This window comes from Collinsella intestinalis DSM 13280, from assembly GCF_000156175.1.
GTDB lineage: Bacteria > Actinomycetota > Coriobacteriia > Coriobacteriales > Coriobacteriaceae > Collinsella > Collinsella intestinalis.
Genome location: NZ_GG692710.1, coordinates 1,237,877 through 1,252,159, shown reverse-complemented (window position 1 = coordinate 1,252,159; position 14,283 = coordinate 1,237,877). Strand labels below are relative to the sequence as shown.

The window sequence follows — 14,283 nt, the reverse complement described above, 5'->3', positions numbered from 1 at the left end:
ATTCGGCAGGTAGGGCGCAAGTAAGGGTATACTGGCGACTATACATGCGCGTTGTCCTTACAGCGCGTTTGCACGCATACGAGTTCGATGTGGAGTCCACATGGCGAATACGAAGAAATACCTGAGCCATCTGCTTCAGAACACCGGTATCACCCCTGCTTGCAGCGAGGAAGAGCGCGCCGCCGCGGATGCGATCGCGAAGATCTTTTCCGACCATGGCTTCGCGCCCGAGGTGCAGGAGTTCAGCGCGAGCGGTTCGGCGAAGGTCGTCCAGGCCGGCCTCGGCATCGCGGTGTTCGTCGGCGCCGTGCTCGCCGGCATCGGCGGGCCTGCCGGCATTGTGGGCCTGCTGCTCGCTGTCGCCGCTGCGGTCCTCTTTGTCCTCGAGCGCTCCGGTCGTCCTGTTCTTTCCAACCTCGGTTCCGGCGGTCTGAGCCAGAACGTCATCGCCTACCACAAGGCCACGGGTCCGCTCGCATCTCCCCGCAACCGTCCGGTGGTCGTTGTGGCGCACTACGACTCTCCGCGTGCCGATCTGCTGAGCTCCGAGCCCTTCGCCGCGTACCGTCCGCTCATCGTGAAGCTCCTTCCCGCTTGCATGGTCGCCCCCGCTATCTTTGCCGTCGTGCGCATGCTTCCGCTGCCCGATCCGGCAAAGGTCGTCCTATGGGTGCTCGCCATCGTGGCGGCCCTGATTCCGCTTGCGAACGGCATCGCCATCATCGCCAATCGCTTCTTCCTGCCCTACACCACGGGCGCCGTGTGCAACAAGTCCTCCGTCGCGGCCATGCTCGGCGTCATGGACGCCGTTGCCCCGTACGAGATGGGCGAGGAGTTCCCTTCCGATCAGCCGGCCGACGAGTACTTTGCCGAGCAGCAGCGCATCCTCGAGGAGGCCATCGCCGCTGCAGAGGCCGCTGCTGCCGCCCAGGCCTCCTATCCGCATGAGATGGAGGAGGGCGCAGAGGATGAGCTGGCCGTCGAAGGCGTGGAGGGCGAGCAGCCCGAGCAGTCCGAAGGTGAGGACACAGCTGAGGCGGTCGATTTCGGCTCTACGTCCACAATGAGCGCCGCCGAGCTCGAGGCCGGGATGACGGCTGTCAACCTGACCGAGGCCGATCCCGCCGACGAAGATGCGGATGTCGAGGGGGTTGTCGTCGAGGAGGAACCCGTCGAGCAGGGGACGGCGGTCTTCGAGATCGTCGAATCCGATCACACCGCCGTTGTGAATGCCGAAAGCGCCGAGGAGGCTCGTGTCGACGAGCCCGCCGCCGCGCAGGTCGTGGCAAATGAGCTTCCCGAAGATGAGATGGGCCAGGTCGAGCTCGACTTGGACGTCGCTGCTGAGGATGAGCCGCCGTTCCGCGTGAACTCCGAGGGCAACATCCGTTTCGGTGCCGATGTCATTCGCGCCCTGGGAATGATGCCCGAGTCCTGCTCCTTCGTGTATGAGAGCGACGCCCCGGCTGCCTCCGTCGTGGTCCCGGCTCCTGAATTCGCCGAGCACGAGTCCATCGAGGCTGAAGAATCCGCGCCCGTTGCAATCGAGGAAGTCGCGGAAGAGCGCATCGATGACGCCGAGGAGGTGTTTGTCGAGGAAGACGTTCTCGAGTCCGCCGATGAGGTTGAGGACGATGCTGCTTTCGCCGAGGCGTTCGCGCCCGTCGAGGAGGATGACTATATCCTCGAGGCCGAGTATGAGGTCATCGAGGAGGAGCCCCTCGCGGAGAATGCGGCGGCTGAGTCCGAACCTGAGGCTGAGGTTGACCAGTCCGAGGTCGAGCAGCCTGAGACTGGGGACGATGGCTCCCAGAATGACTCCTTCGACTCCGGTGCCGACATGGAGGATGTTACTAATCCCGATGTCGCTTCCGCTTCCGATGACGACGTTCCTGCAATCGAAGACACCTTTGTCGCCCCCTCCCCGAACGGATCGGTCGAGGAGGCTTCCGCCGACGGTGCGACGCAGATGTTCACCATGCCCGCGGAGGAAAGCTCGGTCGATCTTTCCGGTACCGTGGCCATGCCCGCGCAGCTGGTCGAAACGGTCGACTCGCTTATGGCCGAGGTCAGCCGTGCCGTTCCCGCCCGTCCCCAGCGTGTGATCAACGTCCCCAGCACCGCATCGGCGCCCAAGCCCCGCACGCCCGAGACCGCCAATCGTGCATCCCTGTTCGATCTTCCCGATCCGTCGGCGACCCCGGTGGATCCTTTCGCCGCTCCCATGGCCGCGCCCGCTCCCGCCGCTCCTTCTGTGACGGCCCCCGTTCTCGACGAGCAGGCCGCTGAGGCCCGCAGCGCTTTCACGGTCATCAGCTCCCCCGCTCCGTTTGAGCAAGGCTACGCTCCCGAGGGTGCATTCGAGACCATCAGCGCTCCGGCACCCGAGCCTGAGAAGCCGCGTCGAGGTCTGTCCCGTCTTTTCGGTCGCAAAAAGAAGGACGAGGACAGCATGAGTGACTGGCTCGGCGTTGACGATTCCTTCGACGCCAAGCGTAGCGGTCACGATATCGGCTCTTGGGACAACTTTGACGACGATGACTGGAAGGGCGGTGCCGCCCCGTTCGGCGATGCGTCTGAGGAGGAGCTGCGCGAGGCCATTGCGGACATGGGCGACGACGAGCTGCTCGGTCACGACATCTGGTTCGTCGCGACCGGCGCTTCCGAAAACGGGAACGCTGGTATGCAGGCCTTCCTTGATGCCCATCGCGATAAGCTTCGCGGCGTGTTCCTCATCAACCTCGAGAGCGTCGGTGCCGGTCAGGTCGCGATGCTCTCCACCGAGGGCGAGGAGCGAGTTCTCAAGGGAGATAAGCGCATCACTAAGCTCGTCCAGCGTGTGAGCTCCGATTTCCATCACGAGTACCCCACGGTTGATATGCCGTATGTCACCACCGATGCTCAGGTTGCAATGAACATGAGTCTCCGCTCGCTGACCATCGGCGGTGTGGAGGGTACCGGCTTCGCCCTTGCTCGCACCGAGGAGGATCAGCCCTATAACGTCGACCTTGAGAACGTCGCCGTCGTGTCTGACGTGGTGACCGAAGTCATCCGTCGTTCGTAACGGTTTATGCCTGAGGGGGACGTGTGATTCAGTTCATCAAGGAACATTGGGTCCAATATCTCATAGGGGCCACCGTTGCCGTTCTGCTCGGTCTGGGTCTCTCGTTCTTTTTGGGCGGCATATGGTCGACGCCCGAGAGCATCCGTGCCGAACGTGTCGAAGCTGAACAGCAGAAGGGCGAAGAGCTGGACGAAATCGATTTCGAAACGCGAGCCGCCTCGAGGGACTGACATCGAATCATCGAAGGGCGAACCCCGGGGAAACCCCGGGGTTCGTTGCATCGGGGGGCCGTTCGCAATACCTTATCGAGTGGCAAACACAATAAGGGTCCGTCGCCGCCCGCCGCGCCGTGCCTCCGCACATGTCACAAGAGTGAGAGCCCGTCGAGCTTCCAGAGCGATGTCGGACGCGTTTCCTGTATGCGCGGCGGAGCGGGCCAGCAACTCGGTCAACCAGTCTCGCAGCTCCGAAGGCGAATCGAATTCGAACCGTTGTATGAGGGCGTCGTCTTTGTCGACAACAAGCGAGAGAACCGGTTCGAATACCTCGCTTCCCGCGCGGCTATTCCAGGTTGCGTTTCCGATTGCATCGAAGGTGGATTGCTCATGAGTTCCTGCGAGCTCGGTGAACATGTGGCGCGATCGGCCAAGTCTGTGCCCGAACACGAGCAGGTGCGCCCCTCGTTCCTTGCATCTCACGTCAAGGTAGGGGCAGCCGAGTTCGCTGCGCTTCCCCCATGCGTCGTGATCGAGGTACCAATCGCGCGCCTTGTTCTTTGACGGCAGGGCAACGGGCAAGTCGATGCTTGTTCCCGAAACCGTGATCCAACCCACGATTTCGGAGTTGATTTGAGCAAGGGACCTCCAATCCAGCTCGGCGCATCCTCTCTCCTTAGACTTTGGCAGAAACCGAATTCTTTCACGCAGGTCTCTCGTCTTCCATTCAGCGGATGCGAGTGATTCGGCTGCAGAGAGTCCCGCGCCCGCAATCGCGCTTAGGACGCAAGCCAGCAGAACTCGCCGTTCGACCGCTTCGCCAGCGCTTTCGTTGCCATGCGTATCCTGCGGCGACGATGCTTGCGATGGAGAGGCCAACTGCAGTTCTGAGCAAAGGGGCGGCTCCTGTCTGATCGAGGCTGATGATTGGATGTGCCTGTACCTTTGCCGCCTCTTGATGGACGGTGTCGCTGTCGCGCGCTTCAAGGCCTTCACCACCTCCATTGCGGTAGAGCGAAACATGAGCGCGGTTGTCTATCGAACTGCCGCCGGTGTACGCGGGCAGCGCGCGCATATGGATCAGCGTTGGCGCATATACGTCTGTCGACTCCCCGTCTGCATTCTGCTTTTTCCCATGTGTTGGGGGAACGGGGTTCCAATCGTCATGCGGATGTTTGATGTCCGCGCCATCCCATTGGCTCGGTCTCGACGTAAAGTCCTTGTTCACACACCCGTACTCGAGACGGATGTCGGTGATGGCCTCGCCCGATTCAAGGGGCAGGTCGGAGGCGGACAAGAAGGTGCTCTCAGTGGCCGAGACCCCCTCCTTCCACAGTCTCCAGCCCCCATAGTCCTTCACTCGACCATCTGCGCCGACGATGTTCGCAACTGCCGCATCGCCAAGCCAAGGGTTCACGTGCCCATCTGCAAGCGTTGCATTGGCGTTCTCTTCCTCCGCGTCGTCTTCTCGGTCGAGGTTCGTGCGATACCAAACGTTCAGCCTCCCGTCGTAATCGCCATGCGCCTGCCCGGTCGTGATGCCCGTCAGCTCAGCCATGCCGCTTTTGGCTGCATTGAGATTGTCTTCAACGGTGAACTCATCCACCCAGCTCGAACTGTCATTTCGATAGTCGAGAGCGTACGAGAACGAACCGTCTTCGCTTTCCCGAACCTTCGCGCGACTGAGGCCATCTCCATCCGCTTCCGCGTCCGGGGCAACGGGTTTCGCAATCTCCTGACGTTTATCGATTTTGCCCGATACGCTAATCGGCCTGTCGTGGAGCGAGACCATCTGGATGCCCGTCGTTGGTTTCACGTTGAACGTGAGCGCCGCGGCCGGCTCATGTGTGTGGGGAGACCTGAGTTCTGTCAGCGTGTAGGATCCCGGTTCGAGCCGTTCGATACGATGGGCCTCCGTTGTGCTTGTCCAACTTTCGATAACGTTGCCCTCTCCGTCCGTGAGTTCGAGCAGTGCACCCGCAAGCGGTTCCTCGGTTTCAGATGCCCGCTTCGTGATCTCGACTTTGGTGTAGTCATTGGCAATGTCGATGCGCCGGGATGCGACCCCCTCCTCGTTCGGTAGGACTTGAGTTGTGTATGTGTGAACCTCTCTGTTGGCAACGTATCCGGCGGGCGCGTGCATTTCCTGAACGCACCAGGTCAACGGTTTCTCCCCGGCCTCACGGGTGCTCGGTTCAGCCATATGCCGGGGCTGATCCTGCTGCTCTTTGAGCGCAATCAGGTTGAAGAGCGCGTCGAGTTCATGCGGCAACATCGGAAGGTGCGTTAGGACTATGTCTCCATGTTCGTCTGTCACCGTTGATATGCTCGCACGGGAAAACGCCGCATCCAGATATTTCTTGGCATATGGTACGAGTGTGTGATCCGTGCGATAGAGCTGGGACTCACGCCATTGCACATGGGCCGGTTCGCCGAAAGCAAGCTCCACATCCGTTTTTGCGCTCAGCTTCTCATCGCTGGTCGATGTTGTGCTTAGCCGATACGATCCCGGTTTAACGTCTCTGATGATGGCCAGGTCACCATCCAGGTCAAAGTCGTCGGTCTCATATGATTCGAGTTCGATATCTCTCGTTTCGATGGAAACCCTGCCCTTCATACCGAATATGCCCGGAGTGTAGGCGATGAGGTGTGACGTGCCCGCTTCGATGCGGAGTTCCTTTTCGTTGTCGGCGTGTACGGCCGCCCCATCTGCATCAAGCAGCTCGATTCGATACGTGCCGGGTGCCAGCATATCGTCCGTATCGCCGAGCGTTACGCGCTCGGCGCTCCGCGTCACATCGGGTTCAGGGGTCCTAACCTCCTTTTCGCCGCTGTCAGTAATTCGGGTGAGATGTAAGGAGTAGCCGACGGGGATTGATGCTCTGGCAAGTGCGTAGTCGACCTTTTGGTCAAGCCGGATCTCGACGTTCTCCCAGTCGCGAGCGCCGATGCAGTTCGTGATCAGCAGCGACCCCAGATTCCCATCGTCGGCCATCCGCTCGGGCTCAATCTGCTGCTTGAATTCGAGTTCCCGAGGCCAGACATCGAATGATGCTCCGGCCAGGGGCGTTCCCGTCGACGCGTCGGTCTTGTGTATGACGGTTTCGGTGGGGGCGTTCCAATGCGTCACTTCGATGTCGACCACGGGTGTTTCCGCGTTGACCCAGCTCAGGGTGAAGGGTATGGGGGTGGGGTCGAGAATGTGTCCCGGCGCCGCTTCGACCTCGACGAACGCATATCGAGCGTTCCCGCTGCCGAGCGGCAACCCATCGATACAGGCCACACCGCTTTCGTCGGTGGGGTCGAGCTCGACCGTCGCACCCTTGGGCATATCGACGGAGCCACTCGGGTTCACGATGTCTTCCATGGCTACCACGATAAAGCGTGCGCCTTCGATTGCGTTTCCCTCCTCGCACCATGGGCAGGCGTCATCGGCGCAGCGCTTAACGATTGACGCCGATCCCGTCGCTCGTTCGTCTGAAATGCGCACGACGGTCAGCGGTTGCGTTTCGGCGTCGTCGGCAATGTCGAATTCGATTTCGTCCCCGTTGATCAGATAGGGTTTCACGGCTTTCGTTTCCCGGATGTAATAGGTTCCCGGTTCGAGCGGCTCGGGCAACGTAACACATCCCGTGGCGTCGGTGGTGAAAGTGTCCATCACCGCATGATTGGGATGCCAAACCTCCTGGGATATCGGTTTCTTGTGCTTGTCGAGCACCTGAAACGCGAACCCTTCGAGTGGGATGGGCTGACCGCTGGCGGCGTCGCATTTCACGATTTGCACCCGCGATCCGACAAAGTCATTGTCGACGATGTAGTGCAACGTGCTTCCGTCTACCATCTGGTCGGTCCCAATGACCCAATCGGGGCATGGTTGATAGCCCGCGGGCGTGCTGTCGGGGTCCTCGTGGACGGTATATCCTTTTCGGTCGTAGGGGATGGCGCCCTTGATGCCGTCGATGCGCGATCCCTCACCGAACCACCTGCCCGCGCTCGACGCTCTTCCGCGGTCGTCGGTCGTGATGGAGCCGACGGTTTTGCCGGTCGAGTTTGAGATGATGTCAAAGCGTACTTTGGCACCCGGCTTTTGCAATCCGGAGCCCTCGTTGCCATTTTCGAGGTATTTCACCACCTCGATATCGAATGCCCGGGGCACTTCGCCGTAACCTTCTTTGGGTGAGAGTTCGAACACGCCCGATGTCCCAAGCTGGCCGCCGTTCACCTCGTAGGTATGCACGGTAGGATCGAGCCGATAGCCTTCGGGTGCCTTTGTCTCAACCACGGAGATACGGCCCAGAGGGATGTTCGTCGCCGTGGCGACGCCGCGTTCATCCGTTGTCATATGCGTTTTCCATCCCTGGGTCGACAAGGAGGTCACTTCGTATTGGGCGCCCTTTAGGGAGAGGCCCCTCTGTGCTCCGCCGCCGGTGGCGGCATCTTGTTTGCGAACGGTGAGGGAGACGGTCCCCGGCGCGTCCTCGAATACAATCGCGATTCCCTTGGGGTCCACATGGAACGGGATGCGGCCCTGATGCAGCTTGTAGCCCTGTGGCGCCTTGGTTTCCACGGCGTAATAGTTCTTGTTAGGGGCGAGCTTGCAGCGGGCCTTGCCGCCGGCGTCCATGGTGATGGAGGTGACCTTGCGCTCATCCGCGGCGTCGTATATGTCGAAGGAGGCCTCGCTCAGTGTGTATGCCGAGTTGCCGTCAGTCAGGCTCGGCGTCTCGGAGCGCTTAGAGAACTCGACGTTCACATCGAGTACGAGCTTCCATTCTCTGGTGCAGCAGCGCTGGTAAGGATAGGTGCTTGGCACGGTGCCCGGTGCACCCGCTGCTGCGTTTTGGCTTTTGATCAATACAAAGTACGTGCCGTTTGGGTTTCGCTTTGCCTCAAAAGGATATGAGCCGTCGCAGGGACCCGGGTACAGGCTGTGATTCGGCACCCCGATGACCACTTCGTAACAGAGTGCGGGGTACGTCGCGCCGTCCGGCATGGTGACCTTTCCGCTGAATTTGCCCCCCACAACGGCGTTGCCCGACATCACACAGGTGCCCGTGACCGTCCCGTCGGGATGCACCTCAACCGTATTGCCGTTGGGGAATGTATGCGTGTAGCCATCTGCGGCGAACGCGCTGCGCGACCAGGGTCCCATGAGACCTGAGAGCGCGCAAAATGCTGCAGATATGAGGATGAATATGAGAATGGTACGAGCTCTAGCGTTGAGTGTCGCGCCCGGCAGGGGATAAGTCCGTCGTCGCCCGCGCGCCCGCCGCGCCGCGGCTCCTTCGGTTGCCGTACGTCCCTTTTTGGCGTTTCCACCTCCGATCAGCCCGCGTGTCGGTTTCTTCCTCTTGTCGATCATCGTGCCCTCCCGTGGTCTCGTGGTTGAACGCGGGCGGCTGTGTTTGTGGTGCGTTGCCCGTGGGGCGATGCTACGATGCGAAATTCCGAGAGCATCTCGATTCGTCTGTCGTCGCTTTGGTAAGAAGCTGAGAAAAACTGACCATTCGTGCCGTCCCCCAGCTCAAGACGACGCCATGCGGTGAGCAGTTCACAGGGCCTTCGTTTTTGCCTGTTTTCATTCAAAGAAAGAGCGCAAAGACGTCGGTTGCCTGTGCGGGAGTGCGCGTGGTAGGATTAATCGCACGCGGGTATCGCCAAGTGGTAAGGCATCAGCTTCCCAAGCTGACATTCGCGGGTTCGAGTCCCGTTACCCGCTCCATTGAAGCCAAAAGAGCCCGGTACCGTGGAGGTGTCGGGCTCTTTTCATGAAAGGAGCCCTCGTCATGATTGATCGCTACACCCGTCCTGAGATGGCCCACATTTTCTCGCTCGAGAACAAGTACGCCGTTTGGCAGGAGATCGAGGTGCTCGCCTGTGAGGCCCAGGCCGAACTCGGCCAGTGCGGCATCACCAAAGAGGATGCTGCCTGGATTCGTGAGCACGCCGGGTTCGATAGGGCCGAGGTCGACGCTATCGAGGCAGTCACCCATCATGACGTCATCGCCTTCCTCACCAACATGGGCGAGCACATCGACGCCGAGGTCCCGCAGGGCGAGCCCAAGCCCAGCCGCTGGGTCCACTACGGCATGACCAGCTCCGACCTGGGTGACACCGCCCTGTGCTACCAGCTCGTCCAGGCGACCGACATCATCATCGAGGATGTGCGCAAGCTCGGAGAGATCTGCCGCCGCCGCGCGTTCGAGGAGCGCAACACCCTGTGCGTGGGCCGTACCCACGGCATCCACGCCGAGCCCATGACCTTCGGTATGAAGTTCGGCAGCTGGGCCTGGGAGCTTAAGCGTGACCTCGACCGCCTGGTGGACGCCCGCAAGAACGTCGCCTTTGGAGCCATCTCCGGAGCGGTTGGCACCTACAGCTCCATCGACCCGTTCGTCGAGGAGTATGTCTGCGAGCATCTCGGTCTGGCACACGACCCTCTGTCCACCCAGGTTATCTCTCGCGATCACCATGCGTACCTGGCCGGCGTGCTCGCCACTACCGCTGCGACTTGCGACCGTATCGCTACCGAGATCCGCAGCCTCCAGAAGACCGACACCCTCGAGGTGGAGGAGCCGTTCCGCAAGGGCCAGAAGGGCAGCTCGGCTATGCCGCACAAGCGCAATCCCATTACGCTTGAGAAGGTCTGTGGCCTCTCCCGCGTCGTGAAGGCCAACGCCCAGGTCGCGTTCGATAACGTCGCGCTGTGGCATGAGCGCGACATCTCGCACAGCTCCGCCGAGCGTGTTGCCCAGGCGGACAGCTTCATGGCACTCGACCACATGCTTACCTGCCTCATCCGCATCGTGGACGGTCTCATCCTGTATCCCGCTCGCATGAAGGCCAATCTCGATCTCACGCGCGGCCTGATCTATTCCTCCAAGGTGCTGCTCGCCCTGGTCGATACGGGCATTTCGCGCGAGGATGCGTACAAGATCGTGCAGCGCAACTCTATGGCCGTGTGGGATGACGTTCACGCCGCCGTGGATGGCCTGGATCTGCGCGCTCGCCTGGAGGCCGATCCCGAGTGCACCGTGACGCCCGAGACGCTCGACGAGATCTTCGACCCGTGGGACTTCCTCACTCGCCGCGACGTCCTGTTCGATCGTCTTGAGCAGCTGAGCTTCTAAGAGATAGAAAAAGAAGGAGTCGAGCTTGAGGTTTTCGAGAATGACACGGGTGATAACGTTCGTGCTCCTCGCCGGTGCGCTGTGCGCTCCGTCTGTGCTCCCCTCGTCGGCTTATGCCGATGGCGGGCAGGCTGGGCCCGGTGCTGATCCCCAGGCACTCGAAGATACGCATTTCTTCCCCGATTTTGAACTCGGACCCATCATGGTTTCGGGCTGGAATTTCAAAACGCTGCAGGAGGCCGTCGACGCCATTGGCACCGATCCTGAGGTTAAGGGCCGGACCGCGGTACTGATAGACAATGTCGAGGAGTCGATCACGGTTCCAGCGGGTAAGGAGCTGTCGATCGATTTGTACGCCCACAGGCTGAACGGTACGGCGGGCAAGCCGGCGATTACCGTCAAGTCGGGCGCCAAGCTCACCATTGAGGGTTCGGCGACCGATTCGGCCGTGCTTTTTGCTCCGACCCCCGGCACTCCCGCACTCGTGATCGAACCCGGAGCGTCTGTCGTGATGGAGAGTGGGTCGGTGAAAGGCGCGGAAGGCGTTACGACCCCCGTCATCCAAAACGGAGGAACGTTCGTCGCGCATGACGGGGTCAGGGTCGAGGGCGAGGTTCTCGGCGGTATGGACGTGCACAAGCATGCGCTTTCCTTTGTGCCCGAGGTGCCGGCGACCTGCATGGTGGACGGGCGTCCCGAGTACTGGCATTGCGACGGCTGCGGGCTGTCGTTCTCCGATCCCGAGGGCCGCAACACGATCAGGTTGGATGAGCAGGTGATTTTGCATCCTGGGCACCTGGTCAAGCATGTGCCCGCGGTGGAGCCGACGACCCAGGCAGAGGGAAATACCGAGTACTGGGAGTGCGACCGCTGTGGCCTTGTGTTTGCCGATGCCGGCCTCGCGCAGGTGATTGAGAAGGCCGACACGGTGCTGCCGAAGCTTGAGGCGCCTGCGCCGGCCGTCCCGATGCAGCCGACGTCTCCCACTGCCCAGCAGGTTGTCCTTGCGCCGTTGAACCTTCTGCCGAAGACGGGTGATGACTCCGCTATTCCGGTCGTGATCATGGGCGTGATCGGAGCTATTGCCGTCGTTACCGGCATCGTGGTCAAGATGCGGGGAAAGTCGAAATAAATCTTCAAGAGGTCATGCTCTTCGTTAATCGGATATGGGTCCAGGCGTGATGCCGAGGGTGGTTGTACCGCTCTCGGCATCATCTATATCAAGCAGTTAAAGGCCTGGTAGCACACCGTTCAGGTGACAAAACGCGACGATTGGCGATAGGTCATTCAGGGGTCGGATTTCCTTTGTTTGCAACGGGGTATTTTGTTTCTGAGCGGCCAGAAGGCCGAGCAAGCGAGTGGAAGGACCGAACGATGAGAAAATGGAGTAAGGCCCCACGCATCCTATCGCTTCTCGCGGTGATGATCGCCGCAGCCGTAGGATTTGCGCCTGCCGCGCATGCGGCTGAGGGCGACGTCATGATTGGCGACAGCGCGTACGCCTCGGTGCCCGAAGCGGTGAAGGCGATTGTCGACAAGAAGGAGCCACAGGGCAGTACTATCAAGCTGACGAAGGATCTGACCGGACCGGGCGTTCAAGTTGCCGGGGGTCAGGAGTTCACCTTCGACCTTGGCGGGCACACGTACACGGTGACCGATCCCACGGTCGGTTCGACGGGTACCGAGACCAACGCATTCCAACTGATCATGGGTAGCAATTTGACGTTCCGGAACGGTGTCATCACCACCGAAAGCGCGAGCGGAAAGATTCTTATTCAGAACTACAGCAATCTCAAGCTGGAAGGCGTCACGCTCAAGGGCGGTCCGCACACCGCGTACACGCTGTCCAATAACAATGGCAACGTGACTATCGGCGTCGGTACCAACATTTACGCCGGCGGGGCCGGCCCTAAGGCGGCATTCGATGTTTGTCGCTTCGCAGATTACGAGTCTGTTGTCGTGACGGTCGAGAAAGGCGCGGGTGAGATCGTCGGCGTTATCGAGACGAGCGTCTCCGGTGGCGCGACCGGCAAGGGCCCGATCGGCCTGAATATCAATGGCGGAAACCTTTCCAAAGCCACGCTTGTTTGCATTGATGAATCCGCAGAGACCATCAAGGTCGTTAAGGACCCGTCCGTCGCGCTGGCTGCGCCCGGTGGCCATGAGTGGGTGAGCGGCACGCTCGTCAAGCCGAGTGAGAAGGCCGTTGCGGCCGTGGTTAAGCCCAGTGGTGACGTTGCGACCTTTGCGAAGCTCGCAGACGCCCTGGCCGCCGCCGACGGCGCGACCGTTCGGCTTCTGACCGACGTGACCGAATCCGTTGTCATTCCCGCGGACAAGACCATCACCCTTGACCTCGCTGGCCACAAGATCACCAACGTTGCCGGCAAGCACACCATCACCAACAAGGGTGAGCTCACGGTTGTGGATTCTGCCAGCGGTGGTGTGGTCGATAATGTGTCGCATGGGCGCGCCGCTTTGGTAACCGAGGAAGGGTCCGTTACCGTGCTTTCTGGCGGAACGTTCAAGCGCTCTGCCGAGGCGGGTACGCTTAAGCCCAATTCGGGCAACGGAAACTCCTATTACACCGTTTTGAATCGCGGGGATTTGACGCTCAAGGCTGGCTCCAGGGTCGAGCTGCTCCTCGCGGACGGCAAACCTGCCGGATTCTCGAGCGTTGTCGACAACGGCTGGTATAGCGGCAAGCCCGAGAAAGACGGCTATGTTGCAAGGTTGACGGTTGACGGCGGTGTTATTGAGGGCGGTAAATACATCAAGAACGATTCTTATGGCGTCATGGTGATCAAGAGTGGAGAGGTGAAGAATGGCGCCAACGCCGCCATCCTCAACTGGAACGACCTGACCATTACTGGCGGCACCATTGATCCTTCGGATGGCGCCAAGGGTAGTGTCTTTAACCTCATGGGTGCCAAGGGCTTCGAGGACGGCAAGGTGGTCGTAAGCGGCGGAACGTTCATCAGCACGGGCGGCCAGCAGGCCATCTTCACCGATAGCAAGGAGAATACGTCGAACAACGTGCAGGTCTCCGGCGGTACGTACGAGGGTGCCATTCCCAACGAGGATTACATCGTCCCCGGTTTCGGCCTGAACAAGAACCCCGACGGAAGCTTCGGTGTGCACAAGCACGTGCTCGTCGAGGTTGCTGAAGTTCCCGCTACCTGCGACAAGGACGGTGCGAAAGCGCACTGGAAGTGCAAGGACTGCGGTGATCTGTACCTGGATGAGGGTATGAAGACTCCGGTCACCGACCCCAACGCGCTTGTCATTGCCAAACTCGGCCACAAGGCAACCCATGTCCCGGCAAAGCCTGCGACCGTTGACACCGAGGGCGTCGTCGAGCACTGGTACTGCGCAGCGTGCAACACCTATTTCGCTGATGCCAAGCTCACTAAAACGATGACCAAGGCGGAGACTGTTCTGGCTAAGCTCCCCAAGGAGTTTACAGTGACCTTTGAATCCGGCGCCGGCAAGCCTGTTGCCGTTGTCGTCAAGGACGGGGCTCTGCTTGAGGAGCCCGCCGCCCCCACCCTCAAGGGTTGGAAGTTCCTGGGTTGGTTCAAGGTGAAGAACGCTGACGGTACTGTTGCCGAGAAGTGGGACTTCGCGAAGGATGCCGTCACGGCCGACACCACGCTGTATGGCGGTTGGGTGAAGGACGAGCCTGCCAAGCCGGCCGCCAAGCCCACGAACAAGCTCCCCAAGACCGGCGATGCGTCCATGTTGCCGATGATAGCCGCCGGCATCTCCGGCGTCGCTGCTCTGGCCGCTGCGTCCAAGCGTCGCAAGCACTAGTATTCGGTGCGCATAGCTGAACGGCTGCGGGTCGTCGCTTTCGGGCGGCGACCCGTTTTCT

General features: G+C 60.6%; 6 protein-coding genes and 1 tRNA gene. 6 read left to right on the top strand and 1 reads right to left on the bottom strand.

Annotation, left to right across the window (positions count from 1 at the left end; translation table 11 throughout):
* The first annotated feature begins 100 nt into the window (after positions 1-100).
* Both COLINT_RS05660 and COLINT_RS05655 read left to right on the top strand, forming a co-directional pair.
* Positions 101-3,064 (top strand): M28 family peptidase, encoded by a 2,964-nt coding sequence (locus tag COLINT_RS05660; RefSeq protein WP_006723476.1) that lies wholly within the window; start codon positions 101-103, stop codon positions 3,062-3,064.
* 23 nt (positions 3,065-3,087) lie between these two features.
* Positions 3,088-3,294 (top strand): hypothetical protein, encoded by a 207-nt coding sequence (locus COLINT_RS05655; protein ID WP_006723475.1) that lies wholly within the window; start codon positions 3,088-3,090, stop codon positions 3,292-3,294.
* 712 nt (positions 3,295-4,006) lie between these two features.
* Here COLINT_RS05655 and COLINT_RS05645 read toward each other — a convergent pair.
* Positions 4,007-8,641 carry an MSCRAMM family protein gene (locus COLINT_RS05645; protein ID WP_039910396.1) on the bottom strand — a complete coding sequence of 1,545 codons (4,635 nt, stop codon included), beginning with the start codon at positions 8,639-8,641 and terminating at the stop codon, positions 4,007-4,009.
* A 285-nt stretch (positions 8,642-8,926) separates the two neighbouring features.
* Between COLINT_RS05645 and COLINT_RS05640 the strand changes: the two genes are divergently transcribed.
* The 4 genes from COLINT_RS05640 to COLINT_RS08180 all read left to right on the top strand — a co-directional run bounded on the left by COLINT_RS05640 (position 8,927) and on the right by COLINT_RS08180 (position 14,222).
* Positions 8,927-9,001, top strand: a tRNA-Gly gene (locus COLINT_RS05640).
* A 64-nt stretch (positions 9,002-9,065) separates the two neighbouring features.
* Positions 9,066-10,409, top strand: a complete 1,344-nt coding sequence (gene purB, locus COLINT_RS05635; RefSeq protein WP_039910394.1) for an adenylosuccinate lyase — start codon at positions 9,066-9,068, stop codon at positions 10,407-10,409.
* A gap of 40 nt (positions 10,410-10,449) precedes the next feature.
* Positions 10,450-11,541 carry an LPXTG cell wall anchor domain-containing protein gene (locus COLINT_RS05630; RefSeq protein WP_006723470.1) on the top strand — a complete coding sequence of 364 codons (1,092 nt, stop codon included), beginning with the start codon at positions 10,450-10,452 and terminating at the stop codon, positions 11,539-11,541.
* Between the two features lie 242 nt (positions 11,542-11,783).
* Entirely contained in the window at positions 11,784-14,222 is a 2,439-nt protein-coding gene (locus COLINT_RS08180; RefSeq protein ID WP_006723469.1) for an InlB B-repeat-containing protein, read from the top strand.
* The last annotated feature ends 61 nt before the right edge of the window (positions 14,223-14,283 follow it).

Bases quoted from the DNA above. Each gene is read 5' to 3' on its own strand.
- purB (WP_039910394.1), top strand. From the start codon at position 9,066: ATGATTGATCGCTACACCCGTCCTGAGATGGCCCACATTTTCTCGCTC.
- COLINT_RS05660 (WP_006723476.1), top strand. From the start codon at position 101: ATGGCGAATACGAAGAAATACCTGAGCCATCTGCTTCAGAACACCGGT.
- COLINT_RS05645 (WP_039910396.1), bottom strand. From the start codon at position 8,641: ATGATCGACAAGAGGAAGAAACCGACACGCGGGCTGATCGGAGGTGGA.
- COLINT_RS08180 (WP_006723469.1), top strand. From the start codon at position 11,784: ATGAGAAAATGGAGTAAGGCCCCACGCATCCTATCGCTTCTCGCGGTG.
- COLINT_RS05630 (WP_006723470.1), top strand. From the start codon at position 10,450: ATGACACGGGTGATAACGTTCGTGCTCCTCGCCGGTGCGCTGTGCGCT.